The 22,607-nt window shown below is 39.9% G+C and carries 14 protein-coding genes, 2 tRNA genes and 3 rRNA genes; 14 read left to right on the forward strand and 5 right to left on the reverse strand.

Annotated elements, in window-relative coordinates; all coding sequences use genetic code 11:
* Nucleotides 1-54 precede the first annotated feature (54 nt).
* The gene (locus HUV91_RS03220; protein ID WP_130075431.1) at nt 55-978 is read right to left on the reverse strand and encodes an AraC family transcriptional regulator; all 924 of its coding nucleotides are present in this window, start codon (nt 976-978) and stop codon (nt 55-57) included.
* Nucleotides 979-1,162: 184 nt separating this feature from the next.
* Between HUV91_RS03220 and HUV91_RS03225 the strand changes: the two genes are divergently transcribed.
* Nucleotides 1,163-2,380 carry an alkane 1-monooxygenase gene (locus HUV91_RS03225; RefSeq protein WP_130075432.1) on the forward strand — a complete coding sequence of 406 codons (1,218 nt, stop codon included), beginning with the start codon at nt 1,163-1,165 and terminating at the stop codon, nt 2,378-2,380.
* 58 nt (nt 2,381-2,438) lie between these two features.
* Here the strand turns inward: HUV91_RS03225 and HUV91_RS03230 are convergent, their stop codons facing one another.
* On the reverse strand, nt 2,439-2,846 hold the full coding sequence (locus tag HUV91_RS03230; RefSeq protein WP_130075434.1) for a hypothetical protein: 408 nt from the start codon (nt 2,844-2,846) through the stop codon (nt 2,439-2,441).
* Nucleotides 2,847-2,979: 133 nt separating this feature from the next.
* Nucleotides 2,980-4,509 carry an acetyl-CoA C-acetyltransferase gene (locus HUV91_RS03235; protein ID WP_174492508.1) on the reverse strand — a complete coding sequence of 510 codons (1,530 nt, stop codon included), beginning with the start codon at nt 4,507-4,509 and terminating at the stop codon, nt 2,980-2,982.
* 242 nt (nt 4,510-4,751) lie between these two features.
* On the opposite strand from HUV91_RS03235, the gene HUV91_RS03240 reads away from it, so the two are divergent.
* The 4 genes from HUV91_RS03240 (at nt 4,752) to dnaX (ending at nt 10,797) form a co-directional block, all read left to right on the forward strand.
* Complete coding sequence (locus HUV91_RS03240) at nt 4,752-6,143, forward strand: 3-oxoacyl-ACP reductase (RefSeq protein WP_130075437.1); 1,392 nt, start codon at nt 4,752-4,754, stop codon at nt 6,141-6,143.
* A 164-nt stretch (nt 6,144-6,307) separates the two neighbouring features.
* Nucleotides 6,308-7,162, forward strand: coding sequence for a MaoC family dehydratase (locus HUV91_RS03245; RefSeq protein ID WP_174492509.1), 855 nt, complete (start codon nt 6,308-6,310; stop codon nt 7,160-7,162).
* A gap of 76 nt (nt 7,163-7,238) precedes the next feature.
* Nucleotides 7,239-8,501, forward strand: a complete 1,263-nt coding sequence (locus tag HUV91_RS03250) for a serine hydrolase domain-containing protein (RefSeq protein ID WP_174492510.1) — start codon at nt 7,239-7,241, stop codon at nt 8,499-8,501.
* Nucleotides 8,502-8,631: 130 nt separating this feature from the next.
* Entirely contained in the window at nt 8,632-10,797 is a 2,166-nt protein-coding gene (gene dnaX / locus HUV91_RS03255) for a DNA polymerase III subunit gamma/tau (protein WP_174492511.1), read from the forward strand.
* 1 nt (nt 10,798) lies between these two features.
* Here dnaX and HUV91_RS03260 read toward each other — a convergent pair whose 3' ends face one another.
* Together HUV91_RS03260 and HUV91_RS03265 are read right to left on the reverse strand one after the other, a co-directional pair.
* A complete protein-coding gene (locus HUV91_RS03260; protein ID WP_174492512.1) occupies nt 10,799-11,233 on the reverse strand; it encodes an acyl-CoA thioesterase in 435 nt (144 codons plus the stop codon).
* Nucleotides 11,234-11,288: 55 nt separating this feature from the next.
* Nucleotides 11,289-12,446 carry an iron-containing alcohol dehydrogenase gene (locus HUV91_RS03265; protein ID WP_174492513.1) on the reverse strand — a complete coding sequence of 386 codons (1,158 nt, stop codon included), beginning with the start codon at nt 12,444-12,446 and terminating at the stop codon, nt 11,289-11,291.
* A 120-nt stretch (nt 12,447-12,566) separates the two neighbouring features.
* Between HUV91_RS03265 and HUV91_RS03270 the strand changes: the two genes are divergently transcribed.
* From HUV91_RS03270 to rrf, 9 genes are all read left to right on the forward strand, one after another.
* On the forward strand, nt 12,567-13,070 hold the full coding sequence (locus HUV91_RS03270) for a low molecular weight protein-tyrosine-phosphatase (protein WP_130075448.1): 504 nt from the start codon (nt 12,567-12,569) through the stop codon (nt 13,068-13,070).
* A gap of 14 nt (nt 13,071-13,084) precedes the next feature.
* Nucleotides 13,085-14,122, forward strand: coding sequence for a UDP-N-acetylmuramate dehydrogenase (gene murB / locus HUV91_RS03275; RefSeq protein WP_174492514.1), 1,038 nt, complete (start codon nt 13,085-13,087; stop codon nt 14,120-14,122).
* 4 nt (nt 14,123-14,126) lie between these two features.
* Nucleotides 14,127-15,251, forward strand: coding sequence for a YdcF family protein (locus tag HUV91_RS03280; protein WP_174492515.1), 1,125 nt, complete (start codon nt 14,127-14,129; stop codon nt 15,249-15,251).
* The gene (locus HUV91_RS03285) at nt 15,251-16,279 is read left to right on the forward strand and encodes an alpha/beta hydrolase (RefSeq protein WP_174492516.1); all 1,029 of its coding nucleotides are present in this window, start codon (nt 15,251-15,253) and stop codon (nt 16,277-16,279) included. Before HUV91_RS03280 ends, HUV91_RS03285 begins: the two co-directional genes overlap by 1 nt.
* A 495-nt stretch (nt 16,280-16,774) precedes the next feature.
* Nucleotides 16,775-18,311 (forward strand): 16S ribosomal RNA (locus HUV91_RS03290).
* Nucleotides 18,312-18,370: 59 nt separating this feature from the next.
* Nucleotides 18,371-18,447 (forward strand) — tRNA-Ile (locus tag HUV91_RS03295).
* Nucleotides 18,448-18,521: 74 nt separating this feature from the next.
* A tRNA-Ala gene (locus HUV91_RS03300) sits at nt 18,522-18,597 on the forward strand.
* 384 nt (nt 18,598-18,981) lie between these two features.
* A 23S ribosomal RNA gene (locus tag HUV91_RS03305) occupies nt 18,982-21,874 on the forward strand.
* A gap of 173 nt (nt 21,875-22,047) precedes the next feature.
* A 5S ribosomal RNA gene (gene rrf, locus HUV91_RS03310) occupies nt 22,048-22,162 on the forward strand.
* Together the 16S, 23S and 5S rRNA genes with 2 tRNA genes alongside form the textbook arrangement of a ribosomal RNA operon.
* Nucleotides 22,163-22,607 lie beyond the last annotated feature (445 nt).

The following is a 22,607-nucleotide window of genomic DNA, read 5'->3' on the forward strand; positions in this document are numbered from 1 at the left end:
CTGGTTTTTATTATTATAAATAATCTCAGTATTTTTTAGCCATTCGTAGTAATTTTAATTGATTTGATTGCGATATTGACTTGGACTGATTTCAAATTGTTTTTTAAAGGCTTGGCTAAATGCAGTTTCTGACGAATAGCCGACTTGATGAGCAATTTGCTGTATGCTAAGTTGCCCTTGTTTTAACAGTTGACTTGCAAGACGCAAACGATGTTGTTGTAAATAAGCAAGTGGTGTTTCACCGACGACTTGATTGAATAAATTGGCAAATTTTGAACGTGACATACAACATTGTTCCGCTAAGCTTTCAACCGTCCATGCAATATGGGGTTGACTGTGAATGACAGCTAAGGCATTCGATAGTTCAGGATGAATTAAGGCATTTAACCAATTATTTTGATCTTGTAGCTGCTCAATATAGTCACGTACACATTCAATCATCATAATACTCACCAGATGATCTAAAATTTTATTTTTACCTGCCAAAGTCCGTTGTGTATCTGAAGCCACAAAATATAAACCGATACGTAACCATTCAGGTGCTGAATCACTTAAAGCATTTTTAATATGTAAATAAGGGGGAAGCGCATTGACGAGCGGGCGTGCCATGATGGCATTGAGATGGCATCTCACCGTAAGAATTAAAGTTTTTTCATTGCTACCTTGTCCAAATTCAATCGCATCTTGCCTTAAGCCACAAAATAAAGGTGCAATATCTAAAGATTCTAAGAGCTTATGTTCAATTTGATTAGATACTGAATGTGTTAGACCTGCTGGGATTAAAATCATATCTCCAGTGTTTAAATCAATCGTTAAGTTTTTAGAAAACTGTAGATGTGCTGTACCATATAAAACAATATGTGTAATGACAGCATCTTGTGCGCAACTATGGAATGCCCAATCTCCTTGTGCTTGTAGATACAGGTATTCCGAATGGTTGAGATGAATATCATCAAAAATTTTACTGAGCGCATCCATAAACAAATAATAATTTAAATTTCAAGAATAAAATATGAGGTGGATATTAAAACATGTGCTTGAAGGACAATCTCTAGCTTAAATAAGCCAAGGACTTTTTCATAGCTTTTTTGGACGCTGACAACTGTTTTGTCTCGCCTAATTGCATAAATATAGCGATAAGAAATATAAGGAAGAATTTACGATGAATGCACCTATTTCATTGAGTGAACAGCAGTTACAGGAAATATCGACTAAATCTGTTTTACAACTCGACAAAAAACGCTATTTATGGGCAATTAGTCCTGCATTGCCCATTATTGGTATTGGAATTTTAGCAGGGTATCAATTTGCACCAAAGCCATTTAAAAAAGTTTTTGCTTTGGGTGGCCCCATTGTTTTGCATATCATCATTCCAACGATCGACACCATTGTTGGACAAGACAATAATAATCCTTCAACTGAAGATATTAAATTACTTGAGCAAGATCCTTATTATTCACGACTCGTGAAAACGTTTATTCCTCTGCAATATGTTGCCAATATTTATGCATGTTATTTAACGAGTCGTAAAACAACTTCTTTTGTTGATAAAATTTTATTGGGTATTTCAATGGGTGCAATTAATGGTATTGCAGTGAATACCGCGCATGAATTGAGCCATAAATCGAATCGTATTGACCATATTCTGTCACATTTGGCGCTTGTACCTACAGGTTATAATCATTTCCGTGTTGAACACCCGTATGGTCATCACAAACGCGCTGCAACCCCTGAAGACCCAGCATCATCTAAAATGGGCGAAACTTTTTATGAGTTTTTACCTCGTACAGTCGTTGGTTCGTTTAAATCAGCGATTGAAATTGAAAAAAATCGTTTAAAACGTAAAGGCTTAGAGTTTTGGTCTAAAGAGAATGAACTTTTACAAGGTTGGGCGATGAGTGCAGGTTTTCACGCTTCAATGCTGAAATTATTTGGAACATCAACGCTTCCTTATTTATTGACGCAATCGGCGTATGGTATTAGCTTATTTGAAATTATTAATTATATTGAACACTATGGTTTACTGCGTCAGAAAGATGAAAATGGTAAATATGAACGTACCATGCCTGAACATAGTTGGAATAATAACAACATCGTGACCAATCTATTTTTATATCAATTACAACGTCATTCAGATCATCACGCATATCCAACACGTCCATTCCAAGCGTTGCGTCATTTTGACGAAGCGCCTGAGTTGCCAAGTGGTTATGCAAGTATGTTATTGCCTGCATTGATCCCATCTTTATGGTTTAAAATTATGGATCAGCGTGTATTTGATCACTATAACGGCGATTTAAACAAAGCCAATATTTATCCAAAACGTCGTGCAAAATTATTTAAAAAGTTTGGTGTCATTGATAAACTATTGAATCAATAGTGCTGTATTCTTGAGTGAAAAAGAGACCCATATTGTAGGTCTCTTTTTATTGAAATTTTTAAGATAATTTTTGAATATGAACGGATAAGTTTCTCTCGTCATCATTAACAACAAAAATAATTTTTTGATTAAAAACAGTCAAATCATATCCTTGATTTAAAATTTTCCATGATTTTATGAAATCCCGCATATTTGAAAATTGAAATTCAACAAAAAACACTCGCTCAAAAGCAATATAGTAGTAATCATATATATCTAATAATTTACTCATTTCCTCCTCTAACTCAATACAATTTAAGATCACTTTCCCTACGGAATTAATTTTATAATATTCTTTAATTTTCTCATAAATTTCAGGATAACCATCAAAATACTCTTTTATGGAAATATTTTCCACGCCTTCAAGTTGGCTCATAAAATGTTTAATTTTGTTTTTCAATACTAATACTTTTAATCTTTCATTCATAGGTAACCTGAATATCACACCCAAAATCAGCCACTCTTAAAAAGTGATAATTTCATTATTAGAAGAACAAAAATCCCCACAAGATTGATCTTATAGGGATTCATATATTCGGATTTATTTCAAAAGTAGAAGATTATTTCTCTACAATCGCTGTTACACCTTGACCGCCCGCAGCACAGATCGACACTAAAATCTTACCTGAACCTTTTTGGTTTAAGATTTTTGCAGCAGTTGCTAAAATACGACCACCTGTTGCAGCAAATGGGTGACCCGCAGCAAGTGAAGAACCATGGATATTGAGTTTAGCCATATCAATTGAACCTAAAGGAGCGTCTAAACCTAAACGTTCTTTACAGAATTTTGGATCTTCCCACGCTTTTAATGTAGATAACACTTGTGATGCAAATGCTTCATGGATTTCATAATAATCAAAATCTTGAAGTTTCATATTTGCACGTTCAAGCATACGAGGAACTGCATAAGCAGGCGCCATGAGTAAGCCTTCTTTTTTACCCACAAAATCAACCGCAGCCGTTTCTGAGAATGATAAATAAGCAAGTACTTCATGACCGTTAGCTTTTGCCCATTCTTCAGATGCGAGTAACACTACAGAAGCACCATCTGTTAATGGTGTAGAGTTACCTGCAGTCATCGTTGCATTTTCGCCTTTACCAAAAGCAGGCTTTAATTTTGCAAGTTTTTCTACAGAAGAATCAGCACGTAAGTTGTTGTCACGCTCAAGACCCATAAATGGTGTCATTAAGTCATCAAAGAAACCATCTTCGTAAGCTTTTGCCATTTTTTGATGTGAAGATGCAGCAAGCTGATCTTGTGCTTCACGAGAAATACCCCATTCAAGCGCAGTAATCGCTTGATGGTCACCCATAGATAAACCTGTACGTGGCTCACCATTTTTAGGTGCATCTAATAAATCTTTTATGTTGATTTTTGTTAATGCTTTTAGACGATCTTTACCCGTTTTTGCAATATTCAACTCTAGTAAAGCTTTACGTAAACCATCACCAAATGCAATTGGTGCATCAGAAGTTGTATCTACACCACCTGCAATACCGACTTCAATTTGACCTAAAGCAATTTTGTTGGCAACGGCAAAAGCAGCTTGTAAACCTGTGCCACACGCTTGTTGTAAATCATAAGCAGGTGTTTCTGGTGCAAGTTGAGTGTTTAATACACATTCACGTGTCATGTTAAAGTCACGGCTGTGTTTAAGCACTGCACCCGCAACAACTTCACCTAAACGTTGATCTTGTAATTTATAACGCTCAACTAAACCATTGAGTGCAGCAGTTAACATGTCAATGTTGGTTGCTTTAAAATAAGCGCCATTTGAACGTGCAAATGGAATACGGTTGCCACCAAGAATTGCAACACGGCGAATAGTATTTTGACTCATGATTTTTCCCTGTGAAACAGAAGTTTGAGACGTCGATGGAGATGTTGCTGGATCAGCTTTTTGTGTTGTAGAAGCAGTGCTTTTACGTGTAGCAGTACTTGTTGTACGGCGTGGTTTACTGTTGCTATTTGTTGTACGAGCAGCAGTGCCAGTGCTTTTAGTTGAACGAGTACGTGGCTTTGATGTATTTGACACTTCTTCCGCAGTAGAATTTTTAACTGTTGGATTTTCTTGAGTTGTTTTGCTCATAAGGCTTTTCCAAGCATGTGGCTAATCTTCTTGATGTTAACATTACCATAATTGAAGAAGTGCGGAATTGACTAAAATGACATTTGCCAAAGCATTCAGGTCAAGACATGAAGTCTTTAACTCAAGTATTATTTAACTGAAACATAATAAGTCTATTAAAATATAAGTATCTGACATTAAACTTGAAGTTAATGGATACCTGCAGACTTATTAAAAAATTTATTTACTGAGAGATTATTACCATGACTGATCAATACCAAGCATTTTCTAAATCCCCAATTGGTAAATTTGTCATCAAAAATTTAGGTTTACCATCACCTGTTTCTTTAGATCGTTTTGAATCAGCAACACCTGTTATCAAAGGTGCAGTGTTGTTAGGTGCTGCACCGAATAGCCTATTTTCAAGTGAAATTGCGCAAGTATTAAGTAATATTCATGCAAATAGTTATGTGGGTAATAATGTTGAGCTACAGCAAGAAGCGGCAAAAGTAGGTTTAACTGTTGGTGCATTTAACGAAGGTGATAAAGAGTCTAAATTTAAAGCTGTTGTTTTTGATGCTTCAGGTATTCAAAACTCAGAACAATTACACGAACTCCATAAATTCTTTAATCCAATCGCACGTCAAATTCAAAACTCAGGGCGTGTGATCGTGATCGGTCTAACACCAGAATCTGCACCTACAGTGAAACAAGCAATTGCTCAGCGCGCTTTGGAAGGTTTTGTAAAGGCAGTAGGTAAAGAATTTAAAAAAGGAATCGCTGCGGATTTAATTCTTGTCGATGCTGATGCGGCAAAAAATTTAGAATCTTCATTACGTTTCTTGATTTCACCACGTTCTGCTTATGTTTCTGGTCAAGTGATCCATGTTTCAAATGCAAAAGTTGTTGATGTTGATTGGGCAAAACCACTTGCAGGTAAAACAGCGTTGGTGACAGGTGCAAGCCGTGGGATTGGTGAAGCAATCGCCCATGTACTGTCACGTGATGGTGCGCATGTGATTTGTTTAGATGTCCCACAACAACAAGCAGATTTAGATCGTGTTGCAAGTGAAATTGGTGGATCAACATTAGCCATTGATATTACAGCAGCAGATGCAGGTGAAAAAATTAAAGCGGCTGCGGCTGCACAAGGTGGTTTAGATGTGATCGTGCATAATGCAGGGGTTACACGTGACAAAACTTTGGCAAATATGAAACCTGAAATGTGGGATCTTGTAATTAACATTAACTTGTCTGCGGCTGAGCGTATCAATGACTATTTATTGGCAAATGAAGGTCTAAATGCCAATGGTCGTATTGTATGTGTCTCTTCAATTTCAGGTATTGCAGGTAATTTAGGTCAAACGAACTATGCGGCGTCTAAAGCAGGTGTGATTGGTTTGGTGAAATTTACTGCACCTATTTTAAAAGATGGCATTACCATTAATGCGGTTGCACCTGGTTTTATTGAAACGCAAATGACGGCTGCAATTCCATTTGCAATTCGTGAAGCAGGTCGTCGTATGAACTCGATGAGCCAAGGTGGTCAACCTGTTGATGTTGCTGAAACTATTGCACTCTTTGCTGCAACAGCTTCTACAGGTTTAAATGGCAATATTGTTCGTGTATGTGGTCAAAGCTTGTTAGGTGCTTAATAACGAGCCTCTAAATTTCCTTTCCTGATCTTTAAAGGAGAGGATTAGGCAGAGGTAGGGTTATTTATAAATTAAAAATGAGATAGTTTTGCCCCTTATCCCAGCCTTCTTTCTGAGTGAGAAGGGGTTTTAAATATCGAAATAAAACATTTCAAAGGTCTAGTATGAATACTCGCCATTTTAGTCAACTGCCAAAACCTTATGTTGCTTATGCAAAAGTTGTACAAGGTTTAATCATTAAAAAGCCGAAAGGTGAAAAAGTGCTACCACAAGTTGAATATGTGGTGGATTCTTTACAAGTCGACCAACAACATTTAAGAGCATATAACGAAGTTTGTGGCTTTAAAAATAATGGTTATATTCCAGCGATTTATTTGGCTGTATTGTCACAAAGTTTGCAAATGCATATGATGACAACAGAAGCATTTCCATTTGCAATTTTAGGTTTGGTACATATCCGTAACCAGATTAAACAGACACGTAAAATTGGTGTGAATGAAAAGATCACGTTGTCATGTCAATTTGGTGAAGTACAACCGCATGATAAGGGTCTACAATTTGATTTTATTACCACTGCAAAAGTGGGTAATGAAGTGGTGATGGAAGGATTAACCACCTATTTATCACGCCAAAAAACCGATGGGGCTGCTGTAGAAAAAGCCAAAGAAAGTAAAGCGCCTAATTATCAAGTACAAGCGGTATGGGATGTTTCAGAAAATACAGGTCGCCGTTATGCAAAAACTTCGGGTGACTTTAACTTGATTCATATTCATGCGTTGACAGCGAAAGCCTTTGGTTTTAAACAGGCGATTGCACATGGCATGTGGAGTAAAGCACGTGCTTTGGCAAGCTTAACTTTACCAGAAACTTATGAAGCCGATGTGTACTTTAAACTACCAATGTTCTTACCTTCAAAGGTTGAGTTTTTGACAGCGACTCAAGAATCAGCAACTGATTTTCTGATTCGAAATGAAAAATCGCATAAACCACACGTTACAGGTGTAGTCAAAGCACAATAAAATCAAATAAGATAGAAAGCCTAAGTCGAGATGATTTAGGCTTTTTTTTGAGTGGAATAAAAATAAGGGTTTGAGTATGAATGCAATTAAGGAAATTATATTTGCCGATAAGAAAAACTATCAAGGCGATGTTGATGAAAGATTTATAGATTTAGCAGAACAATTTAGTCGTTTACAAGATGGTCGTACTCAATTTGGTGGCGCTGCATTAGTGGTGTATTTTCAAGGTCAAAAAGTTGTAGATATTTTTACGGGTAAAAAATCAGAAACGGAAAACTGGAACAATCAAACATTATCGGTTTGTTATTCAACAGGAAAAGGTGTGTTAGCCACATTAGCACATATTTTAGTGAGTGAAGGTTTCTTAGACTATGATACGCCAGTGGCGCAATATTGGTCTGAATTTGGTCAAAATGGTAAACAACAGATCACGTTACGTCATATTCTCAGTCACCAAAGTGGTTTGTTCGATATTCGTAATTTGATTGAACAAGCAAAAGAGATGGCCGATTGGCAACATATGTTAAAGGTGATGGAGCAAGCGACTCCGCGTTTTGCTGTAGGTGAAGATATTGCCTATCAAGCACTTACTTTTGGTTGGCTCGTGGGTGGTGTGTTGGAAAAAGCTACAGGACAACCTTTAAGATGGTTAATGCAAAAGTATTTAGTCGATCCTTTAGCACTTGATGGCGCTTATTTTGGTGTGCCGAGTGGGGAATTGGCACGAGTTGCACGATTAATTCCACAAGTAAAAGCACACGTGGCAGAGCAAAGTAGCAAGCCTAAGCATCATAAGAAGAAACATAAAACATCATTTTCAGACAAACTGATTGAGCTGAGTGGACAAAATCCACAAGACTTTTTAGATGCAATGGTGCCCAAAGGTATGCGTGATTTTAGCTTTTTTAGTGATGAAGGCTTACAAGCCATTATTCCTGCTGCAAATGGTGTTTTTACTGCTGAAAGTCTAGCGAAAATCTATGCAATGTTAGCCAATCAAGGTGTTTGGAATGATCAAACCTTGATTAAACCTGAAATTTTTAAAGAATTAAGCAGGATTCAATCGATCAAACGTGATCGTGTTATGCCAATTCCAATGAAGTGGCGTTTGGGGTATCACCGTGTCATTACCATGGGGAAACGTGCGAAAAAAGGCTTCGGACATATGGGATATAATGGCTCGGGTGCTTGGTGTGACCCACAGCGAGGGCTCAGTTTTGCCTATACACATAATTTTCAAATTGCTTCAATCACAGGGGATTATCGCTTGTGGGGGCTGACTCAAGAAGCTTTGCGTTGTGCTGATGCTGAACTGAAAGGCAGTAAAGGGTGGTTTTAACATCCTTTGATTTTATATTTTACGGATCATAAGATTGTTAGATATTTCAGCGATTACCATCTTCAAAGACATTCTTCATTCACTAATGAGCAAAAAAACAGTATCCTTAACGCTGTAATGAGGAGCTTTCATGTATCAGGTACTTGCACGTAAATATCGCCCGCGAAATTTTAATGAATTGGTTGGACAAAATCACGTTTCACGTGCATTAACCAGTGCATTGGATCGTGGTCGTTTACATCATGCTTACTTGTTTACGGGAACGCGAGGTGTGGGGAAAACCACCATCGCTCGTATTTTAGCCAAATGTCTAAACTGCGAAACGGGCGTAACGTCTACGCCGTGTGAAGTCTGTGCAACCTGTAAAGCAGTCAATGAAGGTCGTTTTATTGACCTAATTGAAATTGATGCGGCGTCACGTACCAAAGTTGAAGATACTCGTGAATTATTGGATAACGTTCCTTATGCACCGACACAAGGGCGGTTCAAGGTTTATCTGATCGATGAAGTGCATATGTTGTCTACGCATTCTTTTAATGCTTTATTGAAAACATTGGAAGAACCGCCTGCACATGTCAAATTTTTATTTGCCACAACAGATCCACAAAAACTTCCGATTACGGTGATTTCGCGTTGTTTGCAATTCACCTTGCGCCCTTTGGCTGTCGATGAAATTACTCATCATTTAACGGATATTTTAGCCAAAGAAAGTATTCAGTCTGAACAAGATGCCATTTGGCAAATTGCTGAATCGGCACAGGGTTCCTTACGTGATGCATTGTCTTTGACCGATCAAGCGATTGCCTATGGTCAAGGTGCGATTCATCATCAAGATGTCAAAGAAATGCTGGGGCTGATTGATCGAACTATTATCTATGATTTGATTTTGGCGATTCATCAAAATCAGCGTGAGCATGTTAGTCAGCTTTTATTGCAATTTAGACAGCAAGCTTTGGATGTCTCTTTGGTTTTAGATCAATTTATTTCAACATTACATGAATTGGCAATGTTGCAATATCTACCCGATTTAAGCCTGAAATATAGTGCTGAAATCAATAAAAAAATCATGACATTATCGCAATTGGTTTCTGCACAGGACATCCAGTTGTATTATCAGATTGCCTGTAAGGGACGTGCAGATCTGCAATTGGCGGTGACGCAGGAACAAGGCTTTGAAATGACGGTCTTGCGTTTATTGGCATTCCGTCCATTGCAAGCCAATGAAATTGTGGTTTCAGAGCCAAGAACTGTTCAGTCGTCTTTAGTTGTGGAACAAGCTATTGAATCTCATCCCATCATTGAGCAAAACCCTGAATTTGAAACAAAACCTGATATTCAAGAACAGCATAACGCTGAACAAAATTATTTTGTTGAACATGTTGATGATCATCAAATTCAGACAGCGACTACACTTTCACATATTGAGCATTCACCTGAAAGTATTGCGCCTGTCGCTGAACAGCTTGAGCCTGTTGAACTAACATCGACAACTGAAATGCCAAATACGCAAGATTTAGCAGCTATTGCAGAATCTGCAAACATTGAGCAGGCTCAGGACTTAAGTATTGGCATTGAATCTGAAACATCGTTAGTACAACGCTCTGAAAATATTGAAGTGCTCAATGAAACTCAAGGTTTACAGGATACAGATGAACTCGCTTTAACTTCATTTGGCACGGATTTTTCTGAAAATGTTGCAACAACAAATACTGCCGCAACTGAAGAAGTTTTCTTCCTTGCCTCAGAAATGGATGAAGCAAAACCTGTAGCACAGTTGCATGAGGTGGTTGATGTTGGGACTGAATCCATCACCAAAACTCAGCCGCAGAATCCAGTTACCGCCGAAATCGAACCACATCAACATCATTCACAGCAAACGCCACAAGACATTTTACAGCTTGCGCCACAGCAACTCGAAGGTGAATGGGATGTCAATAAATGGGAATACTGGTTTAGAAACAGTGATTTGTCACCTGCAGTGCAGGAGTTGGCACAACATGGTTTGATGATTGGAATGATTAATGGTCATTCTACGTTTCAAATTTCCAAGCAATATGAAAATTTATTAAATCAAACTCAACATGCGCTAGAGTCATCACTTAAACAACAATGGTCGAGTACTGTGTTTAATGTGCAATATGGTGAGGTCGAAAGTACCACACCATTTCATATGCAAAATGAACGTAAGGCACGTGCCTATGATCGAGCAACAGAGATGTTACATGCTGAGCCTGTGATCAAAAGCTTATTGCAAGCTTTTGATGGTGAGTTGCAAAATATTCAATTGAAAGTTTAGGTTATTTCATTAAATAATCCTGTAAAGCATCTCGCATTTGATGTGGAATCGGGGTGCTTTTTTTCGTTTCACGCTCAACGAATACATGTACAAAGTGACCTTGTGCAGAGGCTTCATTTTGCCCTTGTTTAAAAATGGCTAAATCATAAGTCAATGAAGAAGTACCTATTTTAGAGATTGCTACACCGACTTCAATGACTTCTGGATAGGTGAGTTCTTGTAAAAAGTCGCAAGCTGAATTGACAACTAAACCAATAATGGGGGACTGGTGAATATCAAAACCTGTTTTTTGAATCAAGAGAGCATTGGCTGCGGTATCAAAATAACTATAGTAAGTGACATTGTTGACATGCCCATAAATGTCATTATCAGCCCATCGGGTTTGAATCGGGAATAAAAAACAATATTGAGTGCGAGTTTTAACTTCTGGTTTCATATTTTTCATCTAATTTAATTAATAATAATTTGGTACGTTACTAATAAATATTCACTTAATAAATTTCTTGGTAAATTTTTAAAGCGTGTGATTTAGTCATTTCTCTTGGATTGTTTTGTAATAAACGTGTTTGTAACATGGCATCTTCAGCTAACTGCTCTAACATATTTTCAGGAACATGGAGTTGATTGAGCTTTAAGGTTAAACCACTGCTGTCTAAATGACGTTGCATATGATCAATAAATAAATCGCATAAACCATCTGTACTACCTTTGCTATAAGGGTCTAGATATTGCATTAATTCAGCATAGAGTTGCTTGGCATGTGGAGCATTAAACTTTAAAACTTCTAATAAAACTAAGGCATTGGTATGTCCATGGGATAAATGAAAATGTCCGCCAAGTGGATAAGCCAAAGCATGTACAGCGCCCACAGGCGCATTGGCAAATGCCTGACCTGCAAGCATGGAACCCAATAACATATTTTGTCGCGCTTCTGAGTTTGAGCCATCTTTGAGCACCAAGGGTAAATTTTTATTTAACAGCTTCAAGGCTTGTTTAGCGAGCATATCTGCATAAAAATTCTTTTTAATTTTAGAGGTATAGGCTTCAATCGCATGTACCATGGCATCAATACCCGTTGCCGCAGTAATATGTGCAGGTAAACCGATTGTGAAATTGGCATCCAAAATTGCAATATCTGCATATAAAATAGGTGCCACAATACCTGTTTTGGTGGTTTCTCCAGTCGTCACAATGGAAATAGGTGTGACTTCGGAACCTGTACCCGCAGTTGTTGGCACTAAAATTAAGGGTAAGCGAGGCGCCTGTGCGTTATTTACACCATATAAGTCTTGAATACTTTGTTGTTGTTCTGGGTCTGCTAAAATCGCAATGACTTTTGCGACATCCATTGAGCTGCCACCCCCAAACCCGATGACGACATCCACCTGTTCAAGCTTTGCATAACTGACCGCATCTAAAATAATATCTTCAGCAGGGTCGGCTTGTACCTCTGAATAAATCACATAATCTAAGCTTAATTGTTCAAGGATCTCTAAAATTGGACGATGCAAATGATGTTGAATCATCCCAGCATCCGTGACGAGTAAGAGTTTTTTATAATTTCTTATTTTTAAAATGTTGTGTAATTCTTGAATTGAGCCTAAACCTGACATGATATTGGCAACAGTTTGAAATTGAAAATGATGCATATGTATTATCCTTAATCTATCATCATAAAATAAACATTATTGTTTTGTCGTACTATGGGATTCATTCGTTAAATAACTTAACATAAGCCCTGAAAAAATAAATGATCAATTGAGGTTGTTATGTCATCCAAAACGCCATACAAGGTGTTATGTGTGTGTTTAGGAAATATTTGTCGTTCTCCAACTGCTGAGGTTGTGTTGCGACATTATTGTGATGAGCATCAACTCAATATTCAAGTTGATTCAGCAGGAACAAGTAATTATCACCCCAATAAAGCACCTGATGAACGTAGCCAAAAACATGCGAAAGCACGCGGATATGATTTATCCGCATTACGCGCGCGTCAGTTGCAACAAAATGATTTTTATGAGTTTGATTTGATTTTAGCAATGGATTTAGAAAACTTAAAAAATATCTTAAATTTAAAACATGAAGCTGAGCAAAATCTTCAAGGACATCAAGTTCGTGCTGCAGTTGCACTTATGAGCGAACATGATCCGAACTACCTTCAACAAGCATTACCCGATCCTTATTATGGGGGTGCAGAGGGTTTTGAGCGCGTGCTTGATCAGTGTGAATCAAGTAGCCAAGCATGGGTCGAACATTTTAAACGTCAAGCGTAACACTAAGGTTTTGTATGAATATTCAAAAAAACGTTTCTCTAAAAGAATTTAATACATTACGTTTAGATGCAGTAGCGTCACATTATGTGAAAGTTCAATCCAAACAAGTATTGACTGAAGCGCTTGCTTATGCACAAACACAACATTTAAATGTATTGATTTTATCGGGTGGTAGCAACATGTTGCTGCCACAAAATATTCATGCACTTGTCATGCATATGGAGATTCAAGGCATTGAGTTTTTATCCGAAGATGATCATACACAGACTTTAAAAGTCGGTGCGGGACAGGTGTGGCATGATTTTGTATTGTGGACGACCACGCAAAAGTTATATGGTTTACAAAACCTTGCCTTAATTCCAGGGCTTGTGGGGGCGGCACCTGTACAAAATATTGGTGCTTATGGGGTTGAGGCAGGTGAGTTTATTGAATCTGTAGAGGTCTATGATCGTCAGCAGCAACAGTTTAAATTGATCGATGCTGAGGATTGCGATTTTTCTTACCGTCACAGTATTTTTAAGGATGAGCCAAACCGTTATGTCATTGTAGGCGTCATTTTTAAACTGTTAAAACAAGCAGATTTAAAAATCAATTATGGCGATTTGAAAACGGCAATGCAGGATGATCTTTCTGCGGAAAATTTACAAAAACAGGTGATTCATATTCGTCAAAGTAAATTGCCCGATCCTCAAGAATTTCCAAATGTAGGTAGTTTTTTTAAAAATCCGATTATTTCAAAAGATCAATTATCGCAATTAATTGTAGAATTCCCTAATATTCCACATTATCCTCAAGCAAATGAACAGGTTAAAATTGCTGCGGGTTGGTTAATTGATCAAACAGGTTGGAAAGGTAAAAAACTGAATCAAGTAGGAATGTTTGAGAAACAAGCACTTGTTTTGGTCAACTATGCTGATGCAACTTTGCAGGATATACAAGCGACATATCGTGCAGTACAGCAGGATGTTTACAATAAATTTAATGTGTTACTTGAGCCAGAACCTGTATTGTTTAATACATTAGGTTTAATTCAGTCTCATTTAGGTAAATAAAAAAATGAAAAAACAGCATTGGATGGTCAAAACAGTACGATGGATTGCAATCCTATTCGTCTTTTTGGCTGCTCTAATGGTTTTTTGGTATACGCCGTTCTATTCCAATATGATGGTGAAATTACTTAATACTTTTGTGCCTGTAGAGGTTAATCAGTTGGCAGCACAAAGCCAACAAAATGCTGCATTGTCTGAGTCGGAAAATTTAGAACCAGGTTCACAACTTTGGATAGCTCGACAAGCCTATTTAAAATTGATGGAACAGGAAATTAATAGTCAAGATGCACAAGGTCTAAGCACTTTGCAGCTTAGATATAAAGCCTTGCAAGAAAAAATTATCGAAAAACAAAAAGAAAAACAGGAAAATGAAGATAAACCCGTTATTCCTTTACTTATAGAACAAGCTGCTTCTGATGTGCAGCACGATGAAAGTACAACAGTGAAAGCTTTACTGGATTTAAACAATGAAAATAATAAAGTATTGATGGATCAATACTTAAATTTTTTGAAAATGCATCATGTCAAAGAAGAACATGTGAAAAGTGAATTGGCAAGTTCTGCCGTTGAAGCAGATATTGAAAGTTTACAAAATCAAAATACTGTTAAAAGCAAGGTGACCAATCAACCTTATGCCATCGTTGTTTTAGGTGGCGGATTAACGCTAGATAAAAATCAAAAAGATATTATCGTCAATGCCTATACCCGTTTAAGATTAGAAACGACTGTGGCTTTAGAAAAAAAAGTTAAATTACCGATTGTACTTAGTGGTGTAGAAGCACCTTATATGCAAGCGTGGCTTAAAGAACGTGGTGTAGATGCTAATCTACTTGAAAATAGAAGTATGAACACCTGTGAAAATACCCGCTTTAGCTCATTACTTTTACAAAAGAAAGGTGGTGCACCCACCGTATTATTGATTACTGATCGTTATCATATGCCAAGAACACGTCGATTATTTGCTTTAAATGGTATTGAAACCATTCCTATTGAAGCACCTATGCCAACGCCATTGACCGACTGGCAACCTAGCCAACAAAATTATAATCACAGCCGCCGTGCCAATTATGAAACATTAGCAACAATTCGAGATGTTTTATTTGGTTCAAGCGGTTGTCGTGAGGTGCCATAATGCCAGACATCCCATTTTTAAATCCAACCATTCTAAAACAGCTCGATTTACCTGTTCCAAATCGAGAGCAAACACCACAACTTTTAGAAGCATTAAATTTAAATAAACCTTATCAGCCTTCAAGAGAAATCCAAGCTTATCGCCGTTTATATGGTTTAGATCAATTACAAGGGCAGCATTGGCAAGGTTTTATTGAAATGCCATTATTTAAATTACATGTGCAGGTTTTTCAACCGAATGTTGAAAAAATAAAAGGCACAGTGTTTTTATTGCATGGTTATCTTGAACATAGTGGTATTTATCAGCCGATTATTCAAGAAATTTTAGAGCAGGGCTTTAGCGTACTAACCTATGATTTACCTGGGCATGGTTTAAGTAATGGTTCACCTGCCAATATTGAAAATTTTGACCATTATCAACAGGTATTACAGGCGGTATATCAATACGTTAAAAATGCAGATCAACTTGCTAAACCGTGGGTCGGTATTGGGCAAAGTACAGGTGCAGCAATTTTAATGCATCATTTACTTGACTATGCACAGCGCCGTGAAAACCCAATTATTGAGCGTGTTTTATTATTATCACCGCTTATTCGCCCAGCAAAATCGGCATGGTGGCATAACTCAGTCGGGCTAGGCATTATTCGTAGAATTAAACGCGAAGTGCCTCGACACTTTAGACGTAACAACCACAATCCTGAATTTTTAAGATTTGTACGTTTAAAAGATCCCTTACAGCCACGTATGATGGGAATGGATTGGATCTTAGCGATGTCTAAATGGATGCAGGAAATGGAAAATCGTCCTGCGTGTCGTATTCCAGTTTGGCTTGCTCAAGGTGCGCAAGATCAAACAGTAGACTGGCGTTATAATATCGAATTTATTCGTCATAAATTTAGATTACAGACTTTGCTCATGTTAGAAGAAGGTTCACATCAACTTATTAATGAACGTGCAGATATTCGTGCAGCTTTAACAGGATTAATTCCTGCTTTCTTACACGCCAACTCTGTTGGTTCATATTACTAAACTTAATAAACCTAATTTTAGAAGAATAAAATCGTCTTTTAAGTCTAAAATGCAGTAAATTTACTCAAAATGACTAAAAAAAGATCACTTGATGCATAAAATTAAAAAACTTTAAAAAAAGGGGTTGCGTCGTATCTGAAATGCTGTAGAATGCACATCCATCGGCGGTGATGAGGATTAAAACTTCTGATAAAACAATGATTTGATTGAATTGATTAAGTTGGGTTTTAGAAAGAAAGTTTAAAAATAATTTTCATTACATGTTGACTTTCTAGAGATAGAGAGTAATATAGCCGACCTAGCTTGATGCTGACGAAGCATTAAGAAGATCATTAAGAGAATATGAAGAACAACTTGTGTGGATTTTTGCTGATTGATTGATCAAAATTATTTTCATTGATTGATGGTAGAAATTACTCGAAGTTTATTTGAGAAATTAATGTCAGAAAATTGATGAGCCAGATTTGGTGTTTAGAATAAAGCACTATTGATTTTAAACTGAAGAGTTTGATCATGGCTCAGATTGAACGCTGGCGGCAGGCTTAACACATGCAAGTCGAGCGGGGAAAGGTAGCTTGCTACTGGACCTAGCGGCGGACGGGTGAGTAATACTTAGGAATCTGCCTATTAGTGGGGGACAACGTTTCGAAAGGGACGCTAATACCGCATACGCCCTACGGGGGAAAGCAGGGGATCTTCGGACCTTGCGCTAATAGATGAGCCTAAGTCGGATTAGCTAGTTGGTGGGGTAAAGGCCTACCAAGGCGACGATCTGTAGCGGGTCTGAGAGGATGATCCGCCACACTGGGACTGAGACACGGCCCAGACTCCTACGGGAGGCAGCAGTGGGGAATATTGGACAATGGGGGGAACCCTGATCCAGCCATGCCGCGTGTGTGAAGAAGGCCTTATGGTTGTAAAGCACTTTAAGCGAGGAGGAGGCTACTTTGGTTAATACCTAAAGATAGTGGACGTTACTCGCAGAATAAGCACCGGCTAACTCTGTGCCAGCAGCCGCGGTAATACAGAGGGTGCGAGCGTTAATCGGATTTACTGGGCGTAAAGCGTACGTAGGCGGCTTTTTAAGTCGGATGTGAAATCCCTGAGCTTAACTTAGGAATTGCATTCGATACTGGGAAGCTAGAGTATGGGAGAGGATGGTAGAATTCCAGGTGTAGCGGTGAAATGCGTAGAGATCTGGAGGAATACCGATGGCGAAGGCAGCCATCTGGCCTAATACTGACGCTGAGGTACGAAAGCATGGGGAGCAAACAGGATTAGATACCCTGGTAGTCCATGCCGTAAACGATGTCTACTAGCCGTTGGGGCCTTTGAGGCTTTAGTGGCGCAGCTAACGCGATAAGTAGACCGCCTGGGGAGTACGGTCGCAAGACTAAAACTCAAATGAATTGACGGGGGCCCGCACAAGCGGTGGAGCATGTGGTTTAATTCGATGCAACGCGAAGAACCTTACCTGGTCTTGACATAGTAAGAACTTTCCAGAGATGGATTGGTGCCTTCGGGAACTTACATACAGGTGCTGCATGGCTGTCGTCAGCTCGTGTCGTGAGATGTTGGGTTAAGTCCCGCAACGAGCGCAACCCTTTTCCTTATTTGCCAGCACTTCGGGTGGGAACTTTAAGGATACTGCCAGTGACAAACTGGAGGAAGGCGGGGACGACGTCAAGTCATCATGGCCCTTACGACCAGGGCTACACACGTGCTACAATGGTCGGTACAAAGGGTTGCTACCTAGCGATAGGATGCTAATCTCAAAAAGCCGATCGTAGTCCGGATTGGAGTCTGCAACTCGACTCCATGAAGTCGGAATCGCTAGTAATCGCGGATCAGAATGCCGCGGTGAATACGTTCCCGGGCCTTGTACACACCGCCCGTCACACCATGGGAGTTTGTTGCACCAGAAGTAGGTAGTCTAACCGCAAGGAGGACGCTTACCACGGTGTGGCCGACGACTGGGGTGAAGTCGTAACAAGGTAGCCGTAGGGGAACCTGCGGCTGGATCACCTCCTTAACGAAAGATTGACGATCGGTAAGAATCCACAACAAGTTGTTCTTCATTGAAGTATCTGAGGGTCTGTAGCTCAGTTGGTTAGAGCACACGCTTGATAAGCGTGGGGTCACAAGTTCAAGTCTTGTCAGACCCACCATTCTGACGAACACATTATTTAATTGAAAAATTAAATATTGAGTACAGGGAATTAGATATTTTAGATCTTAAGCTGGGGACTTAGCTTAGTTGGTAGAGCGCCTGCTTTGCACGCAGGAGGTCAGGAGTTCGACTCTCCTAGTCTCCACCACATTCTTACAGAATGTTAACTAGCTAATAAACAAGCAAATAAAATGATAGCTTATAGAGCTTAGTGATAAAGAAGCGTATAATACGCTGCATTGTTATTAAGCTCTGTGATTTATCACAGTTGACTGCGATCTGACGAAGACGTAGTGAATCATTAACAGAATATATTTGAGTTGAAATAAATTGTTCATACTCGTTTCAAGTAGGCAACTACAAGAAATGAGTTACTAGCGATAAAACTGAATCAAGCGTTTTGGTATATGAATTTAGATTGAAGCTGTACAGTGCTTAAGTGCACAAGACGCCAACTGTATGATTGACTGAGTAATTAGTTGATCTGTTGCTCATCCTACTTGTAGGGATGAACGACTGTTTGGGGTTGTATAGTCAAGTAATTAAGTGCATGTGGTGGATGCCTTGGCAGTCAGAGGCGATGAAAGACGTAATAGCCTGCGATAAGCTTCGGGGAGGCGGCAAATATCCTGTGATCCGGAGATTTCTGAATGGGGAAACCCACTTACCATAAGGTAGGTATCGTATGATGAATACATAGTCATACGAGGCGAACGAGGGGAAGTGAAACATCTCAGTACCCTTAGGAAAAGAAATCAATTGAGATTCCCTCAGTAGCGGCGAGCGAACGGGGATCAGCCCATTAAGTTATATGTGTTTTAGCGGAACGCTCTGGGAAGTGCGACCGTAGAGGGTGATAGTCCCGTACACGAAAGGGCACATATAATGATGACGAGTAGGGCGAGGCACGTGAAACCTTGTCTGAATATGGGGGGACCATCCTCCAAGGCTAAATACTCCTGACTGACCGATAGTGAACCAGTACCGTGAGGGAAAGGCGAAAAGAACCCCTGTGAGGGGAGTGAAATAGATCCTGAAACCGCATGCATACAAGCAGTGGGAGCCGACTTGTTCGGTGACTGCGTACCTTTTGTATAATGGGTCAGCGACTTATATTCAGTAGCAAGGTTAACCGTATAGGGGAGCCGTAGAGAAATCGAGTCTTAATAGGGCGTATAGTTGCTGGGTATAGACCCGAAACCGGGTGATCTATCCATGAGCAGGTTGAAGGTTGGGTAACACTAACTGGAGGACCGAACCCACTGTCGTTGAAAAGCCAGGGGATGACTTGTGGATAGGGGTGAAAGGCTAATCAAACTCGGTGATAGCTGGTTCTCCCCGAAAGCTATTTAGGTAGCGCCTCGGACGAATACCATTGGGGGTAGAGCACTGTTTCGGCTAGGGGGTCATCCCGACTTACCAAACCGATGCAAACTCCGAATACCAATGAGTACTATCCGGGAGACAGACTGCGGGTGCTAACGTCCGTAGTCAAGAGGAAAACAATCCAGACCGCCAGCTAAGGTCCCAAAATCTATATTAAGTGGGAAACGATGTGGGAAGGCATAGACAGCTAGGAGGTTGGCTTAGAAGCAGCCACCCTTTAAAGAAAGCGTAATAGCTCACTAGTCGAGTCGGCCTGCGCGGAAGATGTAACGGGGCTAAAATATAGTACCGAAGCTGCGGATGTATACTATGTATACGTGGTAGGGGAGCGTTCTGTAAGCCGATGAAGGTGGATTGAGAAGTCTGCTGGAGGTATCAGAAGTGCGAATGCTGACGTGAGTAACGACAAAACGGGTGAAAAACCCGTTCGCTGAAAGACCAAGGGTTCCAGTCCAACGTTAATCGGGGCTGGGTGAGTCGACCCCTAAGGCGAGGCCGAGAGGCGTAGTCGATGGGAAATTGGTTAATATTCCAATACTTCTGTGTAATGCGATGAGAGGACGGAGAAGGTTAAGTCAGCCTGGCGTTGGTTGTCCAGGTGAAAGGTTGTAGGCATGTATCTTAGGCAAATCCGGGGTACTCTATGCTGAGAACTGATAGCAAGCTGTACTTGTACAGTAAAGTGGCTGATACCATACTTCCAAGAAAAGTCTCTAAGCTTCAGTTACACAGGAATCGTACCCGAAACCGACACAGGTGGTCAGGTCGAGTAGACCAAAGCGCTTGAGAGAACTCTGCTGAAGGAACTAGGCAAAATGGTACCGTAACTTCGGGAGAAGGTACGCTGCTTTTGGTGATGGAACTTGCTTCCTGAGCTGAGAGCAGCCACAGAAACTAGGCCCCTGCAACTGTTTATTAAAAACATAGCACTCTGCAAACACGAAAGTGGACGTATAGGGTGTGATGCCTGCCCGGTGCTGGAAGGTTAATTGATGGGGTTAGCGTAAGCGAAGCTCTTGATCGAAGCCCCAGTAAACGGCGGCCGTAACTATAACGGTCCTAAGGTAGCGAAATTCCTTGTCGGGTAAGTTCCGACCTGCACGAATGGCATAATGATGGGGGCGCTGTCTCCAGCAGAGGCTCAGTGAAATCGAAATCGCCGTGAAGATGCGGTGTACCCGCGGCTAGACGGAAAGACCCCGTGAACCTTTACTGCAGCTTGACATTGAACTTTGATCTTACTTGTGTAGGATAGGTGGGAGGCTTTGAAACCGAGACGCTAGTTTCGGTGGAGCCAATCTTGAAATACCACCCTGGTAATATTGAGGTTCTAACTCTGCTCCATTATCTGGAGCGAGGACCATGTCTGGTGGGTAGTTTGACTGGGGCGGTCTCCTCCTAAAGAGTAACGGAGGAGTACGAAGGTGCGCTCAGCGTGGTCGGAAATCACGCGTAGAGTATAAAGGCAAAAGCGCGCTTAACTGCGAGACCCACAAGTCGAGCAGGTACGAAAGTAGGTCTTAGTGATCCGGTGGTTCTGTATGGAAGGGCCATCGCTCAACGGATAAAAGGTACTCTGGGGATAACAGGCTGATACCGCCCAAGAGTTCATATCGACGGCGGTGTTTGGCACCTCGATGTCGGCTCATCTCATCCTGGGGCTGAAGCAGGTCCCAAGGGTATGGCTGTTCGCCATTTAAAGAGGTACGCGAGCTGGGTTTAGAACGTCGTGAGACAGTTCGGTCCCTATCTACCGTGGGCGCTGGAAATTTGAGAGGATCTGCTCCTAGTACGAGAGGACCAGAGTGGACGAACCTCTGGTGTACCGGTTGTGACGCCAGTCGCATCGCCGGGTAGCTATGTTCGGAAGGGATAACCGCTGAAAGCATCTAAGCGGGAAGCCTACCTCAAGATAAGATTTCCCCGAGACTTTATGTCTCCTAAAGAGCCGTTGAAGACTACGACGTTGATAGGTTGGATGTGGAAGCATGGTGACATGTGAAGCTGACCAATACTAATTGCTCGTGAGGCTTGACTATACAACACCCAAACAGTTGTATGTTTCAATGAATTCAATGCAAAATGCTTGATTTAGTTTAAAAGCTAGTTAGAATACCAACTCAAATATCTCTGTTAAACTCATTTGGAAAAAGCATTGGCATACACTGAAAAGTGAATAAATAAGACCAAAGCAAGTATCCATAAACAGTTTGCTGGCGACAATAGCAAGAGTGAACCACCTGATCCCTTCCCGAACTCAGAAGTGAAACCTCTTAGCGCTGATGGTAGTGTGGGATTACCCATGTGAGAGTAAGTCATCGCCAGCTTTTAAATTTAAACACCCCCAACTGTAAGGTTGGGGGTGTTTTTTTATGGCGGGTGGGAAATAGCCATCAATAACAGAAACAGGTGATAAAATTATGCTAAAAAGTATTTTAATTGAAATATTTTTTAAATCTTCCTAAGTCCTTAAAATAAATTACATATAAAAAAGAAACCCCATCATCCTGATGGGGTTCTTTCATATTAGTGAGTTAGATCTGACTCCTGTCGAATCTCACATTCCTGATGCTCAGACTGTTCATTGTTGTTTTGTGTCTGGGAAACGTCCTGTTCCCTATGTTTATAGAATATGAAATTCATGCTTCTCCGAAAAGATGCAATTTGCACCACTAACTGTAAGCATTTTCTTACATCGTCATATTATAAATTTTCAATAAAAAAGCAGATCCTATGATCTGCTCTTTGTTTTCTTTTGGGTCTGTTCGATCT

Origin of the sequence: Acinetobacter sp. Marseille-Q1623, assembly GCF_902809895.1 — a bacterium.
Lineage (GTDB): Bacteria > Pseudomonadota > Gammaproteobacteria > Pseudomonadales > Moraxellaceae > Acinetobacter > Acinetobacter piscicola_A.

Bases quoted from the DNA above. Each gene is read 5' to 3' on its own strand.
- HUV91_RS03220 (WP_130075431.1), bottom strand. From the start codon at position 978: ATGGATGCGCTCAGTAAAATTTTTGATGATATTCATCTCAACCATTCG.
- HUV91_RS03235 (WP_174492508.1), bottom strand. From the start codon at position 4,509: ATGAGCAAAACAACTCAAGAAAATCCAACAGTTAAAAATTCTACTGCG.
- HUV91_RS03230 (WP_130075434.1), bottom strand. From the start codon at position 2,846: ATGAATGAAAGATTAAAAGTATTAGTATTGAAAAACAAAATTAAACAT.
- murB (WP_174492514.1), top strand. From the start codon at position 13,085: ATGAATATTCAAAAAAACGTTTCTCTAAAAGAATTTAATACATTACGT.
- dnaX (WP_174492511.1), top strand. From the start codon at position 8,632: ATGTATCAGGTACTTGCACGTAAATATCGCCCGCGAAATTTTAATGAA.
- HUV91_RS03270 (WP_130075448.1), top strand. From the start codon at position 12,567: ATGTCATCCAAAACGCCATACAAGGTGTTATGTGTGTGTTTAGGAAAT.
- HUV91_RS03260 (WP_174492512.1), bottom strand. From the start codon at position 11,233: ATGAAACCAGAAGTTAAAACTCGCACTCAATATTGTTTTTTATTCCCG.
- HUV91_RS03265 (WP_174492513.1), bottom strand. From the start codon at position 12,446: ATGCATCATTTTCAATTTCAAACTGTTGCCAATATCATGTCAGGTTTA.
- HUV91_RS03245 (WP_174492509.1), top strand. From the start codon at position 6,308: ATGAATACTCGCCATTTTAGTCAACTGCCAAAACCTTATGTTGCTTAT.
- HUV91_RS03280 (WP_174492515.1), top strand. From the start codon at position 14,127: ATGAAAAAACAGCATTGGATGGTCAAAACAGTACGATGGATTGCAATC.
- HUV91_RS03285 (WP_174492516.1), top strand. From the start codon at position 15,251: ATGCCAGACATCCCATTTTTAAATCCAACCATTCTAAAACAGCTCGAT.
- HUV91_RS03225 (WP_130075432.1), top strand. From the start codon at position 1,163: ATGAATGCACCTATTTCATTGAGTGAACAGCAGTTACAGGAAATATCG.
- HUV91_RS03250 (WP_174492510.1), top strand. From the start codon at position 7,239: ATGAATGCAATTAAGGAAATTATATTTGCCGATAAGAAAAACTATCAA.
- HUV91_RS03240 (WP_130075437.1), top strand. From the start codon at position 4,752: ATGACTGATCAATACCAAGCATTTTCTAAATCCCCAATTGGTAAATTT.